18 protein-coding genes are annotated in these 22,996 nt (G+C 47.0%); 9 read left to right on the top strand and 9 right to left on the bottom strand.

Annotated features, from left to right (window positions below; translation table 11 throughout):
* Positions 1-71: 71 nt before the first annotated feature.
* Positions 72-1,916, bottom strand: a complete 1,845-nt coding sequence (gene asnB, locus ACFVP7_RS05905) for an asparagine synthase (glutamine-hydrolyzing) (RefSeq protein WP_014476388.1) — start codon at positions 1,914-1,916, stop codon at positions 72-74.
* A 145-nt stretch (positions 1,917-2,061) separates the two neighbouring features.
* On the opposite strand from asnB, the gene ACFVP7_RS05900 reads away from it, so the two are divergent.
* Positions 2,062-2,643 (top strand): DUF2777 domain-containing protein, encoded by a 582-nt coding sequence (locus ACFVP7_RS05900; protein ID WP_080481060.1) that lies wholly within the window; start codon positions 2,062-2,064, stop codon positions 2,641-2,643.
* Between the two features lie 30 nt (positions 2,644-2,673).
* On the opposite strand, the gene wprA is transcribed toward ACFVP7_RS05900, so the two are convergent.
* The 3 genes from wprA to ACFVP7_RS05885 form a co-directional block, all read right to left on the bottom strand.
* On the bottom strand, positions 2,674-5,358 hold the full coding sequence (gene wprA / locus ACFVP7_RS05895; protein WP_375060214.1) for a cell wall-associated protease WprA: 2,685 nt from the start codon (positions 5,356-5,358) through the stop codon (positions 2,674-2,676).
* Positions 5,359-5,525: 167 nt separating this feature from the next.
* Positions 5,526-5,882, bottom strand: a complete 357-nt coding sequence (locus ACFVP7_RS05890) for a YisL family protein (protein WP_003244937.1) — start codon at positions 5,880-5,882, stop codon at positions 5,526-5,528.
* Between the two features lie 115 nt (positions 5,883-5,997).
* A complete protein-coding gene (locus ACFVP7_RS05885) occupies positions 5,998-6,903 on the bottom strand; it encodes a fumarylacetoacetate hydrolase family protein (protein ID WP_003233084.1) in 906 nt (301 codons plus the stop codon).
* Positions 6,904-7,057: 154 nt separating this feature from the next.
* Between ACFVP7_RS05885 and ACFVP7_RS05880 the strand changes: the two genes are divergently transcribed.
* The 8 genes from ACFVP7_RS05880 (at position 7,058) to ACFVP7_RS05845 (ending at position 10,652) form a co-directional block, all read left to right on the top strand.
* On the top strand, positions 7,058-7,981 hold the full coding sequence (locus tag ACFVP7_RS05880; protein WP_230488448.1) for a CotH kinase family protein: 924 nt from the start codon (positions 7,058-7,060) through the stop codon (positions 7,979-7,981).
* 145 nt (positions 7,982-8,126) lie between these two features.
* A complete protein-coding gene (gene yisI, locus ACFVP7_RS05875; RefSeq protein WP_003233086.1) occupies positions 8,127-8,297 on the top strand; it encodes an aspartyl-phosphate phosphatase YisI in 171 nt (56 codons plus the stop codon).
* A 420-nt stretch (positions 8,298-8,717) separates the two neighbouring features.
* The gene (locus ACFVP7_RS05870) at positions 8,718-8,939 is read left to right on the top strand and encodes a spore germination protein (RefSeq protein WP_003233088.1); all 222 of its coding nucleotides are present in this window, start codon (positions 8,718-8,720) and stop codon (positions 8,937-8,939) included.
* Between the two features lie 14 nt (positions 8,940-8,953).
* Positions 8,954-9,187, top strand: a complete 234-nt coding sequence (gene gerPB / locus ACFVP7_RS05865; protein ID WP_003233090.1) for a spore germination protein GerPB — start codon at positions 8,954-8,956, stop codon at positions 9,185-9,187.
* Between the two features lie 23 nt (positions 9,188-9,210).
* The gene (locus ACFVP7_RS05860; protein ID WP_014476381.1) at positions 9,211-9,828 is read left to right on the top strand and encodes a spore germination protein GerPC; all 618 of its coding nucleotides are present in this window, start codon (positions 9,211-9,213) and stop codon (positions 9,826-9,828) included.
* Positions 9,825-10,001 carry a spore germination protein GerPD gene (gene gerPD, locus ACFVP7_RS05855; RefSeq protein WP_014476380.1) on the top strand — a complete coding sequence of 59 codons (177 nt, stop codon included), beginning with the start codon at positions 9,825-9,827 and terminating at the stop codon, positions 9,999-10,001. Before ACFVP7_RS05860 ends, gerPD begins: the two co-directional genes overlap by 4 nt.
* Positions 10,001-10,402: a spore germination protein GerPE gene (locus tag ACFVP7_RS05850; RefSeq protein WP_032679918.1), complete on the top strand. Its 402-nt coding sequence runs from the start codon at positions 10,001-10,003 to the stop codon at positions 10,400-10,402. Before gerPD ends, ACFVP7_RS05850 begins: the two co-directional genes overlap by 1 nt.
* 31 nt (positions 10,403-10,433) lie before the next feature.
* On the top strand, positions 10,434-10,652 hold the full coding sequence (locus ACFVP7_RS05845) for a spore germination protein (protein ID WP_003233096.1): 219 nt from the start codon (positions 10,434-10,436) through the stop codon (positions 10,650-10,652).
* A gap of 36 nt (positions 10,653-10,688) precedes the next feature.
* On the opposite strand, the gene hlpB is transcribed toward ACFVP7_RS05845, so the two are convergent.
* The 5 genes from hlpB to addB form a co-directional block, all read right to left on the bottom strand.
* A complete protein-coding gene (gene hlpB, locus ACFVP7_RS05840) occupies positions 10,689-10,991 on the bottom strand; it encodes an HNH nuclease-like protein HlpB (protein WP_003233097.1) in 303 nt (100 codons plus the stop codon).
* 13 nt (positions 10,992-11,004) lie between these two features.
* The gene (gene sbcC, locus ACFVP7_RS05835; protein ID WP_338733117.1) at positions 11,005-14,397 is read right to left on the bottom strand and encodes an exonuclease subunit SbcC; all 3,393 of its coding nucleotides are present in this window, start codon (positions 14,395-14,397) and stop codon (positions 11,005-11,007) included.
* Positions 14,394-15,569, bottom strand: coding sequence for an exonuclease subunit SbcD (sbcD, locus tag ACFVP7_RS05830; RefSeq protein WP_122895174.1), 1,176 nt, complete (start codon positions 15,567-15,569; stop codon positions 14,394-14,396). Before sbcD ends, sbcC begins: the two co-directional genes overlap by 4 nt.
* 71 nt (positions 15,570-15,640) lie before the next feature.
* On the bottom strand, positions 15,641-19,339 hold the full coding sequence (gene addA / locus ACFVP7_RS05825) for a helicase-exonuclease AddAB subunit AddA (RefSeq protein ID WP_338733112.1): 3,699 nt from the start codon (positions 19,337-19,339) through the stop codon (positions 15,641-15,643).
* The gene (gene addB, locus ACFVP7_RS05820) at positions 19,326-22,826 is read right to left on the bottom strand and encodes a helicase-exonuclease AddAB subunit AddB (RefSeq protein ID WP_338733110.1); all 3,501 of its coding nucleotides are present in this window, start codon (positions 22,824-22,826) and stop codon (positions 19,326-19,328) included. Before addB ends, addA begins: the two co-directional genes overlap by 14 nt.
* Positions 22,827-22,996: the final 170 nt, after the last annotated feature.

Genomic DNA, 22,996 nt, shown 5'->3' with positions numbered 1-22,996 from the left:
AGTCTATTATGTTTTCTCGCAATTGTATATGAAGAAAAAGCCGATTCCTTTGAGCAGAATCGGCTTTTTCTTTATCCTTCATCAATATCAATGCGATACGCTTCAAACCATGTATGAATTTGAGCAAGATGGGCGATCAGCTGAGGCCCCTTCATGAGCTGCCCGAACCACGGGACCTTGAAGGAGGAGCCTTCCGTTTCTAAAAGCTGATCTAATTGTTTTCTGTCCAGTAAGGTATGGAGCACGGAGTCCTTTTGGCTTCTGATCGTTTTCAGCCACTCGCTGACGCCTTTTGTATATTCCGGATGATGTGTTTTCGGATACGGGCTTTTTTTGCGATACAAAATGTCATCAGGCAAAATGCCCTCAAGCGCTTTGCGCAAAATGCCTTTTTCCCGATTATCATGCATTTTCATTTCCCACGGAATATTCCAAACATATTCCACAAGCCGGTGATCGGCGAACGGCACCCGCACTTCCAGGCTCGCCCCCATGCTCATGCGATCCTTCCGATCCAAAAGGTTCGTCATAAACCAAAGCATATTTAAATAGAACAGCTGTCTTCTTGCTTTATCCACACCCGTTTCACCATCTAATAATGGCGTTTCTGCCAAGGTTTCTTCATATTTGGCATTTACGTATTCTTTCAGATTCAATTTTTTCTGCCATGAGTCAGAAAGCAGCTTGATCCGCTCCTCCGTTGATCTCATCCATGGAAAGCCAGACTCAACATCTGCCGTATGGAACCACGGGTACCCGCCGAAAATCTCATCCGCGCACTCTCCCGATAGGCTGACGACAAAGTCCTTTTTGATTTCCCGGCAAAACCACAGCAGGGATGAGTCGACATCCGCCATTCCCGGCAAATCTTTGACCAGAACAGCTTCCTCCAAATGATCAACGAGATCTTTTTGGCTGATGACGCATTTGTGGTGCGTTGTGCCGAAAGCCTCTGTCATTTTTTCAATCCATGGTCCGTCATCATTCGGCTGAAAAGCGCTTGCTTGAAAAAATTTATCGTTCTCTTCGTAATCAATCGAATAAGTATGAAGCGGTGCTTTTCCTTCCTTTTCAAAATGGCCCGCCGCAATCGCTGTAATTGCGCTTGAGTCCAGACCGCCTGATAGGAATGTGCAAACAGGCACATCCGACACAAGCTGCCGCGTCACCGCGTCCTGAAATAACGATCTGACATTGGCAACCGTGTCATCAAAACTGTCCGTATGTTTTTCGCTTTCAACATTCCAATAACGCCAAATATTAAGTCCGTCTTTGGAAAATGTCAGCGCATGAGCCGGGCGGATTTCTTTTATACCTTTAAATATGCCAGTGCCCGGGGTTCTGGACGGTCCAAGACCGAAAATTTCAGAAAGTCCCGTTCTGTCCACTCGCGCTTTTATATCAGGGTGCGCGAGGATTGCTTTGATTTCCGACCCGAAGAGAAATGAAGAGCCTTCCTTCGTGTAAAAAAACGGCTTTACACCGAGACGGTCTCTCGCGGCAAACAGCAGATTACGCTTTTCATCCCACACAGCGAAAGCGAATATGCCATTGAGATGGTCGACACAGTCTTCCTGCCACTCGATGTAGCTGTGCAGAAGCACCTCGGTATCTGACGTACGCTCGAATTGATGGCCCCGCGCCCGCAATTCTTTGCGCAAATCTTCCGTGTTATACAGCTCGCCATTGTAAATAATGGTGTACGTATCCCCTTTATAGGTACACGCCATCGGCTGGCGTCCTCCTTCAATATCAACAACTGCAAGTCTTTTATGTCCGAATAAAACATGGTGCTCCCCCCAAACGTTTGAATCATCAGGCCCTCGTTTGGAAAGAGTGTCTGTCATTCTGTCCATCGTTTGTTTTTCCTGGACGAGCTGCTTTTTAAAATCGACCCAACCCGTAATTCCACACATGTGACATCAGCTCCAATCCCGTTTCTTTCGTAACAATTTCGTTTCTTTCAGCACCTTAGTAAGTTTATGCATCTATAGGCAGATAGTTGATTTGTCCATAAAAGAGTTGTATGGGACAGGCTTGAATTGGAAAGAAAAGAGAGGAATGAAGAAAAAGGAGACAGCATGGATGAAACGGAAACAATTGTTATATACAGAGGAACGAAAGTGGGAATACGGCACCATCCTCATTGAAGACGGCATCTGCTTAATCGAAAACGGTGAAGGTGATATACTTTTGGCGGACACTCTCCAACACAGCCCAATCTGGATCCATCATAAAGGAAAGTGGGAGCAAGCCGGCTTTCAGGACAAGTTGGTTTTGGCATGCGGTGCAGAAAACATCTCCCTTTCCGGCGGAGAACGCATCCGCTATGAGAAATCAGTCAAGCGGCCGCTCATGGCGCTTTTGGATTCGCTTGACGACGAAACCTTTCTCGCATTTCTGCAGCACTTGCACAGCTTCGGCTTATCCGTATTCGATTGCGTCTTTTCTTATAATAAAGGAGTCTTTTCGAATACTTCGGCGGGGCAGGGTGTGTCCTTTTATCACTTTTCAAATGACACCGCCCAATGCGCGATGCAGCATCACTACAGCAGCGAAGGGACAGGAGACCGTTTTGAATGGACGGCTTCAAACGGAAAGCGATCCATTATGTATTCAGCAGTCCAACGGGGGCGCAAATAAAAAAGCGGTGCATCGAGCACCGCTTTTTGGTTACTTTTCAACAACAACTTTTGCTTCCTTGCTTTCTTTTTTATCTGTATCCGCAGCCGTGACGTACAGCACCGTTCCGGCTTTTTGTTTTTTGATTTTCACCGAAAACGTTCCTTTTGCGTCAGCTTTGGCAGAAGCAATGACTTTCTTTGATTTGTTTTTCACTCTGATCATCGCTTTGCTGTTTGCCTTCCCTTTTACTGCCGTATCCTTCGTTTTCACCGCGTTTACTTTCGGTGTGCCGGAAGGTTTTCCTTTGACGACGACAACTTTATACGATGTTTTCGCATCGCCTTTTGTTGCTTTCACATACAGTACTTGATCCTGTTTTTGAGTCGCGATATTAACCTTGAACGCATTGTCTTTTCCGGCTTTGGCGCTGCCGAGTTTCTTTTTGCCGTTCATCACCTCGATAAGTGTGCCTTCCTTCGCGTTTCCTCTGACAGCTGTTTGAGTGCTTTCCAGCTTGTTGACCTTAAGCTGTAAATCAGCTGCGCTGACAGCCTTCATGACGTTCAGCCGCCCGTAGCCTGAATGCCAGTCTACACCAGGTGTCTTCGGAATTTCAATCGGATCACCATAATCGTCATACAACTCTTCTTCTCCGCCATCGACACTTTCAAAGGAAATATCATCTGCCGTCTTTTTCAACATATCCTCAACTTCTGTTCTTTTCAGCTTAGGATTTTGAGCAAACAGCAATCCTGCAGCAGCGGCAGCATACGGCGTCGCCATAGACGTTCCGCTCATGTACGTGACATTTCCGTTCGGCACTAAGCTCGGGATATCAGACCCTGGAGCAGAGATGTCCAGACCTTTTCCATAGTTAGAGAAATCAGCGGTCATATCCATGCGGTTCGTTGCGCCGACTGACATCACATATTTAGAAGATGCAGGATAAGATAAGGCATTTTCTCCATCATTCCCGCTGGCTGCGGCAATCAAGACATTTTTGTCAGCTGCGTACTTCAAAGCAAATTCAAGCACGCGGCTGTAGCCTCCGCCTAAACTTAAATTAATCACCTTTGCTCCTTTGTCAGCAGCATATTTGATGCCGAGAGCAATTTGTTCAGTATCTCCGGAACCTGCGGAATCAAGCACTTTTACAGGGATGATTTTTGCTTTGGCATTCAATCCAGTCATTGAATAGCCGTTATCGCTTTGGGCCGCAATAATGCCTGCGACATGCGTCCCATGCCCCTGATCATCCATTGCATTGTTATTCCGTCCGACAAAATTGTGTCCGAGATCTGTTCTTACTTTTCCTTTTAAATCAGCAAGCGTGCTGTCTACGCCTGTGTCTACTACTGCAATGAGTGTATCGTTAAGCTTGCGTTTGGACAGCAATGTGTTGGCAGGCTCATATTTCACATCCGCATTTTTGACACCGCCGTTTTCACCGTTGTTTTTAAGCGGCCATTGATAAGGGTACTGAATATCGTTTGCCAGGCTTTTGTATTCCTGTACGGGTTCCGCAAACTCTACATTGGACATCTTGGATAGTGTCGCAGCAGCGCTTTTGACCCTTTTGGCGCTTGCCGTATATGCGCCGTTCTGTTTCTCGTCTTTCGGAAGTTCAAATGAATACAGATTGTCAAACAGTTTCTTTGCCTTTTTCACATTGGATATGTCTTTTTTCGATTGCGCGCTTGCAGAAAAGCCCTTCATTTCATTATGTACGGATGAGAGGCTTTTATTGTCCTTCACCTTGAAAATAACCTTTGTTGTCTGAACTTCACTTTTTGCTGCAATATTGTTTTCTGTTAAAATGGCTCCGGCTGTTTTGCCTTGCAGCTGCTTCATATTTAGTCGGTCCGCTTGTTTCTTTATCTCCTCTTTAAGGAATGACGGGACTGATTGTAAAGCTTTATCATATAGCCGGTTGAATGCTTTTTGATCCTTTTCAGTGACCTTATACGAAGATGATGCTCCGTTTTCTGACACATCGTCAAATAACGGCTTTAGTGTCACAAGATCCTGATAAATTTCATTTCTTGCTGTTTTATTGAGTGCGAGTTTTGCAACGATAAACGGTGCTGCTTTGTAATAAAGGCTTGTCAGTTCTTTGCCTTCTGCTGTTTGGCTCAGCTGCTCATCACGAATCGCTCTCAGCTTATCCAGGATGCCTTTTCCTGATTTCTTCTGATCGACACTCATTTCAACCGGACAAGCTTCTTCCTCTTCTAAATCTGACGGCTGTTTTTTGGTGCCTTTATACCCAATCGTATACTTGGCTTCTGCAGCTGCTTCTGCCGTTCCGCCGTCCTCTGGTTCTTCTTCTCCGAGGTATTCAACTTTTACATAGTAAGGGCCGCTCCACGCGTATGGAAAAATGACTTCGCTTTTTCCATCCTCCGCTGTGAAAGAACGGTACATCTCAAACGTCTCATCTTTAAGCGCTTTTTCCTTACTTGGATATACAGATACATTCAGTACTGAATCACTCTTTACGGTCAGTGCCATATGTGAGTTTTTCTGAATATCCGTTGCTCCCGGGGTCACTTTGTACCATTTCACCTGTTCCGGCTCCTTCATGGCGCCTGTCTGCTCTTTGCCGTTTTCCAGAGCAGCCGCCTGATCGATCGCGCCGGCCGCTGCAGCTTTGGTTCCCGGAGAAAAAAGGCTGAAAATCAGTGCAAAAATAAGCACTGCCGCCACAACCGAGCTGAATTTTCTGCGTTTCATGTTATCCCTCCTGCAAAATAATGAATCTCCTTGAAGGTATCATAATTTCATAGGACGAGATACCGCTTACAGGGAATTTTAAGGTTATTTTAAATGATTTGGAATATGAGGGGATAAATATAAAAAAACCCAACTCTATCAAAGAGCCGGGTTCATAGGTTTTTCTATTAAAACAATTGAAAACCAATTGGCAAATGCAGACCGAGCAGCACTGTCAGCAAAAGGACAATGACGAAGCCGACCCACAGTCCTCCTGTTGATTTTTCTTTTTTCTTGCGGATGAGGAGCATTTCCATCAGGCCGATGGTGATAATGCCCAGAATCATTTTGCCGGCGTATTCTCCGTTCCAGTTGGCGAAACGGACAAACAGCTCAGCTCCTGTCAAAATAATAAGGATATAGAATAACCGCAGAATCATATGAGTGATTTTTGCGCCCTTTGCACTTCCTGACGAATACAGCGAGTAGCTGACGAAAAGCAGAATCAGCGCTACCACCCATGTCGTAATATGTAGGTGTGTCATATATGTTCCCCCTATCAGATAAATTACCCCACTTATAGTACCATGAACTTGTCCTCTGTCACAAAGATGATTATCAGAAAAAACGGGCGGGTCCGGGTCCGCCCTCCAGTTTTATTCAGCCAATTTGGTTTGACAGCGTTCCGATCGGATCAATTGTAATATCAATTTTGTCACCTGACCGCAAGAATTTTGGAGGCGTAAACCCCTTGCCGACACCAGACGGCGTACCGGTGGCAATAATGTCGCCCGCTTCAAGCGTCATCCCCTTTGAGAGGGTTTCAATTAATTCCGGAATGGAAAAGATCATATCGCTTGCCGAACCGGATTGGCGCAGCTCGCCGTTGACTCTTGTTTCAACCTTGAGGCGCTCTGGCTCCTGAATCGTTGATTTATGTACAAGCACGGGCCCCATAGGACATGTCGTATCCAAGCTTTTTCCGATAAAAAACTGCTTATGCCTTTTTTGCAGATCACGCGCCGTGATATCATTCACAATCGTATATCCGAAAACATGGTCATATGCATCTTCTTTTGAAATGCGGGTCCCGCTTTTTCCGATCACAACAGCAAGTTCTCCCTCATAATCAAGCTGAGAGGTAACCTCTTCATGGCTCTTTACGATATCACCATGCCCCGTAACCGTTACCGGCGATTTTGTAAATACCATCGGATGCTCCGGAATATCAGCCTCGCTCCCCATTTCAATCGCGTGATCCCGGTAGTTTTTGCCGATGCAGATGATATTTTTTGATGGCTTCGGAATGGGTGCATGGAGCTTCACCTCGGATAATGAATACATAAATGATCCCAGCTCATCATTCGGTTTCTTTGCCCACTCGGCCAGCTGCCTTGCATGCGCAACGAATTTATCCCCTTCTGCGATACATTCAATCAGCGATCCCGGAATCGTCTCAAGTTCAAACAGTTTTTTTTCAGCCTTTTGCAAATCCATAATTTTCTCATCGTCAATGATCAGGCCGACAAACATTCGGTTGTAAAGTTCCCCTGTCGCAAATTTCATGTTATTCCTCCATCATCTTTTAAATCAGAATGCTCCTTCATGTATTCTCTGTCGAATGCTGAAATCCCTTTTTCTCAATTCCGTTTTCATTTCGTTTCAGGACGGGCTTGCTCTACATATCATACAAATGTCGTTTTGAGAAGGAGGAAAGAATATGGAGCGCGTGCATTTATTTTTTCATCGGGAGCAGCTGAAAAGGAAAGGTACTGCCAAGGGGCTTTTCGTAACAGATCGATCTGTTTCTCCCATTCTTCTCACACAGCGTGACAGGGCGGAAAAGGCATCCTATGAAATCAGCTGGGAAAAGTCTCTGCTTGGTGAAAGGACACTTTTTTTGAATGCAGAACAGGATGATCCGTCCCTGATGCGGCGCAGACTCGCCTATTGTTTTTTTGACCAGATCGGCGTACCTGCTCCCGCTGTCTCGTACAGCTTTCTGACCATCAATGGCCAGCCTGAAGGCATTTATTTGAACATCAAGAACCATCAGCCAGCCGGTAAAACGAGTTACGGAGTGAAGACGGCCGATCCAAGGGTTCCGTTGTCCCTTTTTAACAATGATTCCTCGGCATTCGTACATGAATTTTTCATACTGATCCGCACAGCCGGAGATGACGAATTGGCTGAAAGGATTAAATTGTATCTGGATGTCAAGCTGTTTTTTTTGTGGCTGATCGGCAACGCCTGCACCAATCAAGGCTTTTACTACACATTTTGTTTAAACGAATCCGGTCGGCTTTACGTTTCCCCGATGGAGACAAGATCGCTTGCCGTACAAGAATGGTATGACGAAGACCCGCTTCTGACAAAAGGAAAGACGCTTTCGTCAAGGCTTCTATCCATTCCCGCCTTCAGGTCGCAATATCACACCTTAATGAAAAACGTGCTGAAGCGGTCGTTTACTATTGAACGATTATCTCCTCTCATCAACGAATGGCACCTTGACATTTGTCAAAGTGCTGCTGATGATCCTTTTATCAAAAAAAGCCCCTTTCAGATCGAAAAGGAGCAGACAAACATACTTAGAGAAATTGAGGAACGGCAGGACTTTTTGCAAGCACACTTAGCAAGACTTTAGTCCTTTCTCCATTAAAAAAGGCCGCAGCAAAAATTGTCGCTTTTTTAGTCAAATTGACGAAAGGCAACCTTTTGAGCCAAAATAGGTTATACTAACGATATCCTGTATTTATATCAAAATAAAATCTAGAATTGGAGATAGCGTAATGAACAGTAAAATTGAAGAAATGAGGATCACACTAATTGAAACCGCACAAAAATACGGCATGAATTCAAAGGAAACGATTCAATGCAGCCAAGAGCTGGATATCCTGCTGAATACCCGGATTAAAGAAGAAATGATTTTTGGGAGATATCTTGAAAACTCCCGTATGTAAATCATTTTCTATAACGAGTAGAATACACCACATGTAACTCCGCTTTTTACTCAGCACTTCTGGGATATACCTCAGGGCGAGAATGTGCCCGCCCAAAAATCGAATACCGCAGCACGACATACTCCAAAAAGCATTCTACACGAAAAAACACCAAAGAAATAAACAAAAACCATCATAGGCGGATAGCGGCATCCTTCGCCGCATTTCCGCTCAATTTATACCCAACACCCTCTTTTGCCATGTTTAAACATAACGGCCCAAAAATAAAACGCTTTCATCAAAAGCCGATATGTCCCCTTTAAATATCTCTCACACATATGTGCGTTTGTCATAAGCTATCGTGAATAGCCCAATTGAAATCAGAATTGTCATTTCACTTTACCTGTCTTTTTTCAATTTTTCAACAAAGGATGTGCTCGTATGCCGGCCATTGTCGGAGCGTTTAAAATTAATGCGATTGGTACGAGCGGAGTCGTTCACATCGGGGACTGCATTACGATTTCTCCTCAGGCTCAGGTCAGAACGTTTGCCGGTGCTGGCAGCTTTAATACCGGCGACAGCCTCAAGGTGATGAATTATCAAAACGCGACGAATGTGTATGACAATGATGCGGTTGATCAGCCGATCGTGGCCAATGCGTAAAAGGAGTGAGGCTCATGAACTTCTATATTAATCAAACCATTCAAATCAACTATCTCCGGCTGGAATCAATCAGCAACTCCTCCATTCTGCAAATCGGGAGCGCCGGATCAATCAAGTCTCTGTCAAATTTGTATAATACAGGAAGCTATGTAGAACCGGCACCAGAAGTTTCTGGCTCAGGGCAACCGCTCCAGCTGCAGGAGCCCGACACAGGTTCATTGGTCCCGCTCCAGCCTCCTGGCCGTTAATCATATGAAAGAGGTGAAAGAACATGTATGATCAATCTGTTTCCTCTTACCTGCAAAACTTGAATTCCTTCGTTCAGCAGCAGGCGATTCACATTCAGCAGCTCGAACGTCAGCTGAAAGAGATTCAAACTGAAATGAATACGATGAAACAGCGGCCGGCCACTACCATTGAGCGTGTGGAGTATAAATTTGATCAGCTGAAAATCGAAAGGCTCGACGGGACTTTGAATATCGGCTTAAATCCTACTGACCCGAACAGCGTCCAAAACTTTGAAGTCAGCCAGTCGACACCGCAAATCGGGATGATGCAGCAGGAAGAGAGCGCTCAGCTCATGCAGCAGATCCGCCAGAATGTCGACATGTACTTAACCGAGGAAATCCCAGATATTTTGGAACAGCTTGAAAACCAATATGACAGCAGACTTGACGATACAAACAGACATCATGTTATTGAAGACATCAGAAAACAAATGGACAGCCGGATTCACTATTATATGTCCCATATCAAAAAAGAAGAAAATACACCGCCTGCACAATATGCAGAACATATCGCTGAGCATGTGAAGCGTGATGTCATCCGCGCTGTAGAACACTTTCTGGAGCATATTCCATCAGAAATGAAAGGAGATGAGCAAGCATGATCTTTACAGTCATCAACCGCAGCTTGGAAGTCGGGGACATCCGGATGAACGGTGTGTCCAGTTCCTCCGTTTTCCACATCGGAGACACTGAATCCATCTACCTGTCTTCTATTTTTGATACACCGCCTGAATCTCTTATCATCGGGCCGTTTGCTCCGATTGCGCCAGAATAATGCTTAAACGCATATCACGCATCAGACTAGTTAAGTTTAATTCCCTCGGGATCGCAAGTGTGTTTCAAGTTGGCGACACAAATGAAATCGATATGAGTGTAAAAGTATTTGCTGTTCAGCGTTCTCGGTCCACGTTTTACAATAATGAAGGCTCATTTAACAAAAAGGAGTACCAAATCTTTCAGCAGCAGGCAGTGAAGCCGATTCGCGAAACAGGTGTACAAAGCGCATTTTGCCACGAGGTGCCGGCTATTTATGTTCGCAGCATCAAAATTCAAGGGGTTTCCGCCTCTTCTGTTTTACATGCTGGTTCAGCTTCGCTTATCCGCGGTGATGCGAGAATCAAACATATCAGACAGATTCAGTCTCCGCGCTCACAATCGCCCGCCAAGAACATATAATAAACAGAGACTTCGATAAAGGGTGTCGTTTATGCCAGCAATTGTCGGGCCTATAGCTATCAATTCCATATCGGGCGGAGTCGTAAACTTTGGTGATTCCTTTTACCTTTCTCCGAAAAGCTCTTCAAAATCTGCGCTCGGTTCGGGAGCAGGAAACACGGGAGATTTCCTTCTATTAAATAATGCAGTCAACGCGACAAATTATATAGACCCCGATGTCAACGATCAGGATATGGTTGGAAACGGATAAAAGCAGCCGCTCTGCAAAGAGAGGGCTGCTTTTTAGTCATTTTTTCTTTTTTCGTTCATTTGATTTCTTTGTTTTGATCAGCTTCTCAGGCGGCTGTTTTCTGATCCATTTGACAAACCGGGCAAGCTCTGGATCGCTTCTGAGTTCAGCCATTCCGTTTAACCGTACAGCGAGCTCTTGATTGGTATATAAGGCATGAATCTGTTTATGGCAAGGAATACAGAGCATCGCTGTCGGCAAAAACGTTCCGCCTTCCTCTTTCGGTGTGAGATGATGCTCTGTCAGCTGGACATCGCTCCGGCCGCACAGCTCACATATTCCGGCAGTCTGCTTTGCCATATCCGCTCCTCCCTTACATCAACTCAAGTGATACCCGCGTACCGCGGCCGCTCGGTTCAGCCGGATGGACGATCAGCTTTTTCGGAAGCCGTGCACGCAGCTCCTGCACATGGCTGATGACACCGACAGCCAGATTGTCTGACTGAAGTTTTTCCAAGGCCGTGACAACCGTATCAAGCAGATCTTGATCCAGTGTGCCGAAGCCTTCATCTAAGAAAAAGAACTGAAGCGGGTATTCCCCGCGAAGCTGGATCTGCGCAGACAGCGCAAGAGCAAGTGAAAGCGAGGTGAGGAAGGTCTCTCCTCCAGACAAACTGGAAACCGGGCGTCTTACGCCTCCATTCGCGTCATCCCGCATCACGAAGCCGCCTTCTGAATCTACTTCGATGGCATAGCGCTGTCTTGTCAGCATACTGAGTCTTGCTGAGGCGTCCCTCGCAACGCTTTCAAGCTGCTCCTCAGCTAAAAATTCGACGAAGGTATTGCCTTTAAACACAGCTTGCAGCTTGTCCAGCCTGTCGATATGCGTCTGCCATTTTTTCAGTTCAGCTTCAATTTCATTAAACCGTTTATGATGGTCGCGAATGACAGCCAGTGCTTTTGCTGCCGCGCCTTTTTCCTCAATAGCAGCGCCAAATGCGTCCTCAGCTTCTTGTAATGCTGCAACGGTTTCGTTCCATTCGCTCTCTGATAACGCTCTGCCGGCAAGTATCTCTGCTACTCGTTTTAAGTTTGCAGCATTTTGCTTCAGTTTATCCATAAACTGGTCTATGCCGGTTTTCATCTTTTCAAGTTCATCAGCTGGGATGGAACTTTGCTCAACCTCCTCAGTCCGGGTAAAGGAGGTGTTTTTTGTATGCTCAAGCCAAGCAGCTTTTGCTTTTTCCAATCTGCCCTTCGCCTCTTGAAGAGTGAGCTCGCTTGCAGAAGCGCGGCTTTTCGCCTGGTTGAGCTTCATTTGGGCACTTTGCAGTTCTTCATATAAAGATTGTTCTTTTTCTTTTAACAGCTTTAAATCCTGCTGGACAGAGCGGAGTTTGATTTGAATCGAATCTCCTTTTGCATAATCTCCGAGTTCGTGCTCATAATCAGCTATCACGCTCTTTATGCGTTCAGCCGCATAATGAAGCTCCAGCTTTTCCCGCTCAAGCCGGTGTCCCGATTCCCGCAGTTTTTCCTTTTGTGCTTCATGCTCAGCAAGAAACGCGATACTCTTCTCAATTCGTTTTTCACATTCTTCTGCAGCCCGGTCCTTTTCTTCAATGGCTTGCTGCCATTTTTCTGCTTCGTCCACAGATTGATTCTGAAATGCTTCTTTAAACATGTTCAGACTGCTGTCCATTGAGGATTGTAGCTCGGTGATGATGCTTTCAATACGGTCAGCTTCTCTTTTTTCAAAACCGATTTTTTCATTAAGCTGCTCGGCCTTTTTTAAAGACTCCTGATAGGCGCCGATCATTTGTGCCATTCGTGTCTTAACAGAAAGAATGTCCTGCTTGATTCGTTTCCATTCAAATTTGGCAGTTTCAAATGCTTCATACACCGGCTGATGTTCGAAGGAAGCTGCCGCTTCAAGGTTCTGCGCTTGAATTGTCTGCAAAAACGGACACTGTTCAATAAAGCGCGCGGACTGTTCTTCAAGCGTAATTTTGGCTGAAAGAATCTCCTGGCTGAGAGCTGCAGCTTCCGTCAATAATACATCTGTCTGTTTAATGTCCTCTTCAAGATGGCTGTCGGCTTCATATGTTTCATGTACTGAGGCAGATGGATCATGATCGGTTGAACCGCATACCGGGCAAGGCTTACCGGCAGTCAGCTTTTGGGCTAACTCTTTTGTCAGCAGTGCCACCCTTGCTTTTTCACGCTGTAAGTGAAGCGTGTGTTGGCTCTTTCTAGTCTCTTCCGTCATACGTGTTAATGAGCGTTCCGTTTCGCACACCAAATGGTACACAGTTTGCACTGCCTCATATGCCTGAATGATGTTGTTTTCTTCCGCTTCCGTCTTTTGAACGAGTGTATTCTTCTCTTCATTCATCTTCTGAAGCACGAGGTTCAATTCGTCACTTCGTTTTTTCTCTTTTTTGATTTGCTCCTCGGTTTGTCTGATGCGCAATGCCATTTCTGCGGCCTGCTGGCAGCTTTTTCGCTCATCGGATGTCACCTGCAGGGATTTGAGCTGCTGCTTCAATTCTGTCTGTCTGTTTTGCCCTCGTGTCAGGCGGTCTGTTACGGTCTCTAATTCATTCATGACAGATTGAAGAGCCTCTTCTTTCTGCCGGAGGTCAGCCTTTTTGCGCTCTTCCTCTTGCTTGGCCTCACTCAGTTTGATTTCGATTTCCTGCAAGCGTGAAAGCTGTTCCTGTTTGGTTAAAAGCTCAGGCTCTTTCTCGCTTTTATGCTGGCGCCACGCTTCATACTCTTCATGTTTTTGCTGAAAGAAAGCTGTCCGGTCTGCTAAATCCTTTTGGGCTAGCGTTTGTTCCTTTTCAGCTTGCTCCTCATGCTGGATCGCTTCTGCGTACCGGTCCGCATAGGGCTTAAGGGCTGCTGCTGTTTCTGCTTCCAGCAGGCGTTTTTGCATGCTGTCTATATGCGGCTGTTCTTCTGCGAGACGTTTTTCCTCTGCTTCATAAGAGGATTTTTCCTTTTGGACATTCCATATCTCCTGATGCTCTGTAAACCGCTCTCTCGCCTGATCACGGTTCTTCCTCATCGCTTCCAGCCGGGCTTCAGCTTGTTCGAGAGCCTTTTCAGCCTGCTCAACTGCCTCTGAGCTCGCCTCACCGAGACCGGACTGTTCAGCAAGCATTTCATTTTTTCTCGCATTGGCTTCCTGCGCCTGCCGTCTCAGCTTTTTCACAAGCCTGTCTCCATATTGCTCCAAATTAAATAAACGCTGAAGCATATGCCTGCGCTCTGCCCCTTTTAAAGACAGAAATTCAGCAAATTTCCCTTGGGGCAGCACCACCGCTCTCGTAAAATCGTCGATCGTCAGCCCTAAGAGCTCCTCAACTCTTTTATTCACTTCGCTGGCTTTATCAGCCAGCACCGTATGCTCGTCCTTGATTTCGATGAAGCGGCAAAGTGCCGTTTTCACCTTCATTTCATCCGTTCTCTTAAACACACGCTCGACTTTGTATGAGATTTGGTGATTCGTCTGAAGCGCAAAGGTAAAGGAAACAGACAGCGTATCTTCGGCGTGGTTTAAAATTCCGTGCGTATTATTCGCCGCCCGTTCCACCTTTCCGTATAAAGCAAGCGTCATTGCGTCGAGAATAGAGGATTTACCGCTTCCTGTCGGGCCGAAAATGCCGAAAACACCGGCACCGGAAAGGCCTTCAAAATCTATCGTCTGCTCCTCTCTAAAGCTGTGGAGCCCCTTAATGCTTAAGGCGATCGGCTTCATTTCGCATCCTCCTCTTCAACGCCTGATGCAAGCTCTAAAAACAGCCTCACCATTTCTTCATCCGGCACCGCACCGCCAGTTTGTTTTTCATAAAATTTCTTAAAGCGGTCTTCGATGGATACATGCTTAACCTCGATCCGTTCCCGCTCTTTGTTCTGTTCTTCAAAAACCGGCCTGATATGGATAAAGCCCGGGTGCGCCTTCCGCAGCCTGTGAATCTCTTCAAGTGACAGCTGGTCCGCGACACGGATTTCCAGGTCAATCCAAGCATTCTGATCTCTGCCTTCATCCAGCCAGCTGTACACCTCACTTAATCCATTTGCCGCTTTCCACTTCACAAGTGGCTTGCCGCTTGATAATAACACCTCTTGCCAAGTGGCCTCTTCCCCAGGCTTTGCGTCCACAATCGTCACTGATTTAGCGTAGCCCGCTTCAGAAAAGCTGTAGGCGAGCGGAGATCCTGAATAACGCGCAAGCGTCCGCGCCCGCTTGATCGTTTGCGGGCGATGCAAATGGCCGAGCGCAACGTAAGCGGCATCTGCCGGCAGGCTTTCAGCAGCCACCGTGTATGCACCGCCGACTTCAATCGGCCGCTCTGAATCGGTTTGGTTTCCGCCTGCCACATAAATATGGCTGGCGGCAATCTTCACTGCATCGTTCCGGAACCGGCTTGTCATATGCTCAAACGCCTGCCTGATTTTCACATCATAGTGATCACGGAGCAGCTTTTCATCAAACGTATCGGATAGCACTTCATTTAACCGCGCTTCAGATGGGTACGCCAGCGCTCCAACCGCCAAAAGCTCTCCTGCTGAAGGCACTTCAATATGAATCGGCTCTGTTGTCGGATAACCGATTAAATGAATGCCGTTTTCATGTGTCAGCGGTGAAGCGGCGGACAAACGGTCAGGATTATCGTGGTTTCCGGCAATGACTACGATCGGGCGCTTTCCTCTGTCGCTAAGCGCAGACAGGCTTTCATAAAACAGCTGCTCGGCTAAAGCCGGCGGGTTTACGGTGTCAAATGCATCCCCCGCCATTACAATGGCATCGATCTGCTCATCCTTTACAATCGTATTCATTTCATCCAGCACATCGGCCTGTTCACTCAGCCTGCTTCTTCCTTCAAGCGTTTTTCCAAGATGCCAGTCAGCCGTATGTAAAATTCGCAAATGCTTTCACCTCTCTTTTATATAGAAAACGAGACCCGCTCCGCCTGAAATTCCGGAGCTTATGGATCTCGCTATAATGTCAGAATGTGCCCTCCGTCAAAGAAATAAAGCGCACATCCCTTTACCTTTGTTTTTGCAATTTGCTCCACTGCCTTCGTGTACAGCTGAATTTGCGTTTCATATCGTTTCTTCAAGATCGGGGCCGCTCCTTCAAATCCATGCTGGAATTTGCCCTCAATCCGGTCCGACTTATAATCCAATAGATATAATCCGTCCTCAGTTTCATATAGACAGTCAATGATACCCTGCACTAAAAGCGGCTCATCTGCCTCCTGTGCATCAGGATAGATCTCCTTGGCCGGAAGCGCTAAGCTGAATGGTATTTCCCGGTCCTTCCACTTAGCACCGATCAGCTGTCCGCCGATTTCTGTATGGAAAAATTGCACGATTTCTTCTATATCAATAGCGTCTTTTTGTTCTTCAGTGAGAAGCTCTTTTTCATAAAGCCTGTGAACCGTCTGCTCAGCTTCTTCTATCGACGGCACATGTGACAGCGGGATATGCTGCATCACCGTATGCATGGCAGTCCCTTTCTCTGCCGCTGTCAGGCCTTTTTTCATCATAAAAGCGGGACGTCTGTACAGAATGCTTCCATCAGCCGGTTTTACAGGGGCCCTGCCGCTGTATTCATCCTCGTACTCTCTTTTTCTTTTGATCTCAGAAACCGATTGCTTTGTCCGAATTTGAGTCACCTCGTGATGCGGGTATGTCCAGCTCAGCTGCTCGCGGGCTTTTTCATCAAACGCAAACGAGCCGGGAACTGGTTCACCTCGGCGGATCGCTTCTAGACGCTCGCTTTTTTCTTCCATTCTTTCTTCCAGATCATCATCAAGCAAATCATAGGAATGGATCATTTGAACGACAAAACGAGCCGGGTGGCCTGAGATGTCAGCGTGTGCTGGCACACCAGCCAAATCCTCCAAGTCTCTGTGCCTGGCAAGAGCCGGCCCGATGAAATCTAGATACGTTTTCGCCTGATAGCGGTCAAATTCCGGCAGAAGCCAATCAGTTTGGGACGCGGATGCCTGCCATTTTGCGAGCTGTTTCTGATGATCCTTGCACGAGCCAACCAGAAACAGCTTTTCCTTCGCTCTCGTTAATGCAACATAGAGAACACGCAATTCCTCTGACAGCAGCTCCCTGCGCATTTTTTTCTTCATCGCAATGAGCGGAAGTGTCGGATAGCTGATGCGTAATTGCGGATGAATATACTTCGTGCCAAATCCGAGCTCCTTATCCAGCAGGTACGATTTGTTCAAATCCATCATGTTGAAATTCCGGCCGAGACCTGCTGCAAACACAACTGGAAATTCGAGCCCTTTGCTGCTGTGGATCGTCATTAAGCGGACAACATCCTCCTGCTCGCTGAGCGCTCTCGCCGTACCAAGATCATCGCCCCGCTCCTGCATGCGTTCGATAAACCGCAGGAAACGGAACAAGCCGCGAAATGCCGTTGATTCATATTGACGCGCCCTGTCATAAAGAACACGCAAATTGGCCTGGCGCTGTTTTCCGCCCGGCATGCCGCCGACATAATCCATATATTTGGTGTCGCGGTACACTTCCCAAATCAGCTCAGATACTGAGTGGTTTTTCGAAAACGCGCGCCATTTTTGCAGATGTCCGTAAAACGTATTTAGCTTTTGATAAAGCTCATCGTTCCGGTCACCAGCAGCCAGGTAGTCTTTCATCGCCTCATAGTACGGCGCTTTTTTATTTTCAAGCCGGATCAAAGACAGCTCGTTTTCATCTGCTCCGACAATCGGTGAGCGCAGCACAGAGGCAAGCGGTATATCCTGATACGGATTATCAATCACCTTCAGCACAGAAAGCGCGACGGCGACTTCGACCGCTTCAAAATAGCCTGACGTTAAATTGGCGTAAACCGGTATGCCCTGTGCTCTCAGCTCCTCCATGATTTGCGGAGCCCACGGCATCGAACGGAGCAAAATCACGATATCTCGGTATTGAATATTGCGATGTGTTTTCTTTTTTCCGTCATACACCTTAAATGGCGATGAAATCAGCTTGCGAATTTCCTTAGCGATGGCTTTTGCCTCAAACTGCACAGTTTCAAGCTCTTCTGCTTCCTCGCTTGCATCCGTATCTTCTGCGTTGTCGATCAGCAGCAGCTCTGTTTCCGTCTCGTCATTGTCCGGATACGCTGCACCAAGCTTCAGCTCAGCCTGCTCGTCATAATCGACCTCACCGATTTTGCCGCCCATCAGCTGTTTAAATAAAAAGTTTGTGCTGTCTAAAATATCAGCCCGGCTTCGGAAATTTTTATTTAAATCGATTTTCCGCCCCGTGCCTTCTCCATTTTCTGTAAACCGTTTGTATTTAGAAATGAAAAGAAGCGGCTCCGCAAGCCTGAATCGATAAATCGACTGTTTGACATCTCCTACCATAAACAGGTTGCCAGTCTCCTCCGGCCCGCTTGTGACGAGCTGCAGAATCGATTCCTGCACGAGGTTGGTATCCTGATATTCGTCAACGAGCACCTCATGAAACTGTTCCTGATAAAACCTTGCAGCCTCGCTCGGCTCACGTTCACCTTTGTCATTCTCAGCTGTCAAAATCGCTAAACAGTAATGCTCCAAATCAGAAAAATCGATGATTGATTTTTCTTGTTTCGCAGCTTCGAATCGTTTTCCATAGCTGATGACAAGCTGTACGAGCGTTTCAATGACAGGCTTCATCTCGGCTAGGCTTTTCAAGTGCTGTTCAGGACTTCGCGTGAAGTAGTCGGTTTTGAGCTTTTCAAGCAGTTTTTTTGCGCCGTTTCTCAAATCTGTCGCCTCATCAAGGAGCGCTGGATCGAACTCATCCCCTTTTACTGCTTTGGCACGCTTAAAAGAGACGGCGGGCACACGCTTATATAGTTCACTGAAATCGTCCTGATGCTGAATCAGTTCATCAATCTGCGCAAGATCATCAAGAAAATTGTCAGCACGCGGCGCCGGGCCGCCCGGCGCTTTCGTCAGCTCAAGCGCGCGCAAGAGCTTTTCCTTCGCCCCGTTAAGCACCATTGCAATATCTTCTTTGACATATTGATAAAACGGCAGCTCCTCGATGGCGCTCTTTTCTGATACATCATACAAATGAACAAAGCTTTCCAGCCACGCCTCCGGGTTGGGATGGGATCGGGAATACTCGTACACCTGTTTAACGAGAAATTGCAGATCCAGATCATGCCGGTCTGTCGTATAGCGGTCAACAAGCTCAAAAAACGCCTTTTCGCCCTTTGCGTATTCGTCTTCAAACAGCTCGTCAAGCACTTCATCCCCGAGCAGCTCGCCTTCCGTCTGATCAGCTATCCGAAAGCCCGGATCAAGATCGATCAAGTAGTAATATTTCTTCAGCACTTGCAGGCAAAAGGAATGGAGCGTCGAAATGCTGGCCCGGTTTAAAAGAGACAGCTGGCGTCTAATATGCAGCGAGCCGGGGCGCTGTACTAGCTCTTTTTCCAAGGCTTCTGCGATTCGGTGCTTCATCTCTGCCGCTGAGGCGTTTGTAAATGTCACAACGAGAAGACGGTCTACATCTATTGGGTTTTCCTCCGCGGTGATTTTCCGAATCATTCGTTCAACGAGCACAGCGGTTTTACCAGAGCCCGCAGCAGCTGCCACAAGAATATCCTGGCCGGTTGAAACAATGGCATTCCATTGGTCATCTGTCCATGTGCTGTCTGCCGGTTTAGGAATGTTCATTGCCATCCGCCTCCTTTTTTATCCACTCAAGTATTGTCTTGTCCTTTTCAGCCTTTAATGGGCGATACTCGTTTTCTTCCAGTGATTCATCAAATTGGCATACTGATTTGAACGCACAGTATGTGCACGGCGTCTTGTTCTTCATTTTGTACGGCTCAATGGATACGCGCCCGTCGGTGATTTGTTCGCCCGCTTCCTGGAAGGTGCGGCGCACATGCTTTGTCAAAAGATCAAATTCCTTTTCACCGACTGCTGCCGAGTCTGATCTAAGAGATCCGTCTTTTTTCAAGCCGGCGTTTATGATATTTGACCGTCCCTCTTGAAGGGTTGTATCCATGAGGCGAACCACTTCCTGATCACCGAGGAGCAAGCCCTTCATTTTAAATTTCTTAAAGATCTCCTCTTCAATCTCGTCAAGCCCAAGCGGGAGATTAGATTGAATCATCGGGTCATGAATATGGAAATACAGCACTCCGGCAGGCGTCGCCCTCATCCCGAGCCAGTCAGCTGAATGTGTAATCGATAAATCAAGGTACGTCAGCATTTGCAGTGCCAATCCGTAATATACTTCCGCTAAGTCAAGGCCTTTGTCGCTTGATTTATAATCGACAATCCTGAGGAGCAGGCCTTTTGAGCTTTCAGCCTTATCAACACGGTCAATTCGCCCGACGAGTTCCATCGTACAGCCGTTTTTCAGTTGAAAGGTCAGCGGCGGAAGCGGCCCTTTTCCTCCAAAGCCCAGTTCAAGCCCGATCGGTACGAATCCGCTCGCTTTCGCATGCTCGCTTAAAATGCCGGACACACGTGTCACAATTTTTTGCAGTTTTTCCTTCACATAATAATGCCGATTTGAGCTGAGCAGAATTTCCTTTTGCAGTTTCGGTGCCAGCCGTTCTACCGCATCATAGGAAAACAGCTCGCACTGCTCCTTCGTTAAATCGCGCCAATCCAGCTTTTGCTCACGCAGCCTGTCAGAAATCAGCTTTAAGCTGGAATGAAACAGCTGGCCGATATCCGGTGCTTCAAGCTTGAAGAATTGCCGTTCCTTCAAATGCAGCCCGTGTGACGCAAAATGGGAAAACGGGCAAGCGTTAAAGGTTTCCATTCTCGATACACTGCCCTGAATGCGTTCACCATAGAGCTGTCTCGACACGCTGCGTTCAAGCTGTTTCACTTCATTCCGGAAAAACAGGCTTGAGAACAGCTTTTTCGACTGCAGCCTGTCCGGCTCACTCATCAGCACATTGTACGTGCTCCACCAGACGTCGCTGATGTCGTATTCCCGTGTCCATAACCTGAGCTGGCTCGCGGTAAAGGACTGTGCCACGCTTTTATTCACGACATACATCAGCTGTTCCTCATCGCTGACCTGTTCAGGTTCATTTGTTAACAGGCGCTCCTTATGATGCGGAAACAGTTCTTCCAGCCGCTTAACGATCATCGACGGCAAAAGCGTTTTTCCTTCCGCATCAGCAATCGGATACGATACGTAAAGCCGGTCAGACGGACTGGAAAACGCCATGTAGATGAGGAAATGCTCATCAAGCAAACGCTCCCGTCCGCCTGAGGATAGCTCAACCCCAATCGTTTTCAGCCATTCCCGGTCATCATCCGACAGGACCCCGTTTTCATCAGGGCGTGCCGGCAGAACGCCGTCGTTTGCCCCGAGCACAAAGGTGCAGGAGGTGCCATACATTCTGGACAAATCCATATTGCCGACAAACACCTGGTCAAGCGCAGGCGGAATTAGAGAAAATGTAAGCGACTCCGCGCCGGCTTCTATCATTTGCTGAAACAAATCAAGAGAAATCTCATCATCTCCCATCATTTCAACAAACTCCTCAAGCAGCTGAATGACTGCGTCCCACGCCTGCTGATGCTGCTGCGCTTCAATGATTCTGCCGTCATCCTCAGCACGCTGCCTTTCCTGATCCAGCTTCAGCGGCACATCCGTCTCTTCTAAATAACGATAGAGCGCCTCCGCCTTCTCTTGAACCGTCTTCGCTTTTTTCATGCGTTTTTGAAGCTGAAAAAGCGGCGGAACAATCCAATCGCGGGTGTCATTCAACATGTTTTCCATTTCGATTTCCTGATCAGTCTGCGCAAAATCATCATCCAATGACACAAAACGCCTGTATTGGAACCGATCGCCCTTTGTCCAGCGGTCGCCTTTAATACCATAGGCGATACAGTAATTTTCGAGCTGATCGACCTGTTCTCTCACTTTGGCCTTCGGTTCATTGAGCGGGAATAGCAGTTCGGTTTTCACGCAGCGAAACACCGCTTCATAACGCCAATTCCCTTTCAGAACATCAAGGCTTGACCGGATAAATTCGATTAACGGGTGGTTCAGCATAGATGCTTTTCCGTCAATGAAATAAGGAATCTCGTAATCTGCGAAAACTTCCTTCACCATATCCTTGTAGTCTTCCGGCTGGCGCGCAAGAATTGCTACATCCTTATAGCGATATCCTTTCTCTCTGACTAGGGCATGAATTTCCCGGGCAATGCCTTCCAGCTCAGCTCGTCTGTTCGCGGCCTGCATCACAGTAAGGGCTTCTTGTTTTTCTGCGTATGGAACGGCCGGACGCGCTTCATACTGTGCCTCTAGATGCGCCAATTCCGGCGTCTTTGTATGCCGCTCATTCCCGCTCAGCTCTTTATACGTAATGTCCAAATTCAGTTCCTTCGCCTTCTGATGCAGGCGGTAATAGGTTTTCCCCGTCATTCTGAACAATTCCAGTTCATGCGGCTCCCGCTCATATGACGGCTTGTCCGCTGTGAGCGAAAATGTGATATGCTCCGCATGAACCATAAGCTGCTCCAACACCCTGAATTCCTGCGGTGTAAACTGGTAAAAGCCATCCACATAGATATGGGCGCCTTTTATATCTTCCGCAAGCGGGATATGCTCTGCCAGCAATGTCAAATAATCCTCAGAGTGAAGATATTGGTCTGCGAGGCTTTTTTCCATTTGATGATACAGAATTGATAAGTCATGGAGCTTTTCAGATAAAACACGTTCTCCGCGATACTCAGAAGCCGTTCCGCTTTCCGCCATCCGGCGGATATCCTCCGGTTCCAGACAATAGCGCTTAAACTCTGTCAGCATCCGCTCAACCTGTGCGGTAAACCCGCTTTTGTCACTCGCTTTTTGATAGACTTTGAACTCCTGTTTATGCTCCTCAATGAGCTTCCGCAGGAGCATTTGTACGCCGGTGCTCGTCAGAAACGGCCTGCTCATTCCTCCCGTATGCTGGAGGATGCGCCAGGCCAATCGTGAAAAACTGAACACTTGAGCGCGTATCATCCCGCCCATATCTGGCGTTTTAGCAAGCTCGTATTCCATTAAAAACGTCATTTGATCCGGGACTAGAAAAATGATCGGCTTCCCGAATGGAGCCCGGCGCAATTCATCCTGAATGCTGTTGATGATCAGCTTCGTTTTTCCACTCCCGGACCTGCCTACTAAAAACTCTGCTCCCAAATTAGAAGACCCCTCTCTTTTTATCTCTATATATTTTATCGAATGTTGACGAAAATGACCAATCTGATCTATTGGTAAAAACGGCCTTTTCACATATAAAAAGCAGATTATCTCCGCACATCTCTCCCTGCCCAACATATACTTTTACAGAAGCCCAATTCCTAAGAATG

Source organism: Bacillus sp. SG20033, from assembly GCF_044570195.1.
In the GTDB taxonomy this organism is placed as follows: Bacteria; Bacillota; Bacilli; order Bacillales; family Bacillaceae; genus Bacillus; species Bacillus subtilis.
This window is presented reverse-complemented; position numbering and strand designations above follow the sequence as displayed.

Bases quoted from the DNA above. Each gene is read 5' to 3' on its own strand.
- sbcC (WP_338733117.1), bottom strand. From the start codon at position 14,397: ATGAAGCCGATCGCCTTAAGCATTAAGGGGCTCCACAGCTTTAGAGAG.
- ACFVP7_RS05890 (WP_003244937.1), bottom strand. From the start codon at position 5,882: ATGACACACCTACATATTACGACATGGGTGGTAGCGCTGATTCTGCTT.
- ACFVP7_RS05845 (WP_003233096.1), top strand. From the start codon at position 10,434: ATGCCAGCAATTGTCGGGCCTATAGCTATCAATTCCATATCGGGCGGA.
- ACFVP7_RS05880 (WP_230488448.1), top strand. From the start codon at position 7,058: ATGGAGCGCGTGCATTTATTTTTTCATCGGGAGCAGCTGAAAAGGAAA.
- wprA (WP_375060214.1), bottom strand. From the start codon at position 5,358: ATGAAACGCAGAAAATTCAGCTCGGTTGTGGCGGCAGTGCTTATTTTT.
- asnB (WP_014476388.1), bottom strand. From the start codon at position 1,916: ATGTGTGGAATTACGGGTTGGGTCGATTTTAAAAAGCAGCTCGTCCAG.
- ACFVP7_RS05900 (WP_080481060.1), top strand. From the start codon at position 2,062: ATGAAGAAAAAGGAGACAGCATGGATGAAACGGAAACAATTGTTATAT.
- ACFVP7_RS05870 (WP_003233088.1), top strand. From the start codon at position 8,718: ATGCCGGCCATTGTCGGAGCGTTTAAAATTAATGCGATTGGTACGAGC.
- gerPD (WP_014476380.1), top strand. From the start codon at position 9,825: ATGATCTTTACAGTCATCAACCGCAGCTTGGAAGTCGGGGACATCCGG.
- ACFVP7_RS05850 (WP_032679918.1), top strand. From the start codon at position 10,001: ATGCTTAAACGCATATCACGCATCAGACTAGTTAAGTTTAATTCCCTC.
- yisI (WP_003233086.1), top strand. From the start codon at position 8,127: ATGAACAGTAAAATTGAAGAAATGAGGATCACACTAATTGAAACCGCA.
- ACFVP7_RS05860 (WP_014476381.1), top strand. From the start codon at position 9,211: ATGTATGATCAATCTGTTTCCTCTTACCTGCAAAACTTGAATTCCTTC.
- hlpB (WP_003233097.1), bottom strand. From the start codon at position 10,991: ATGGCAAAGCAGACTGCCGGAATATGTGAGCTGTGCGGCCGGAGCGAT.
- addA (WP_338733112.1), bottom strand. From the start codon at position 19,339: ATGAACATTCCTAAACCGGCAGACAGCACATGGACAGATGACCAATGG.
- gerPB (WP_003233090.1), top strand. From the start codon at position 8,954: ATGAACTTCTATATTAATCAAACCATTCAAATCAACTATCTCCGGCTG.
- ACFVP7_RS05885 (WP_003233084.1), bottom strand. From the start codon at position 6,903: ATGAAATTTGCGACAGGGGAACTTTACAACCGAATGTTTGTCGGCCTG.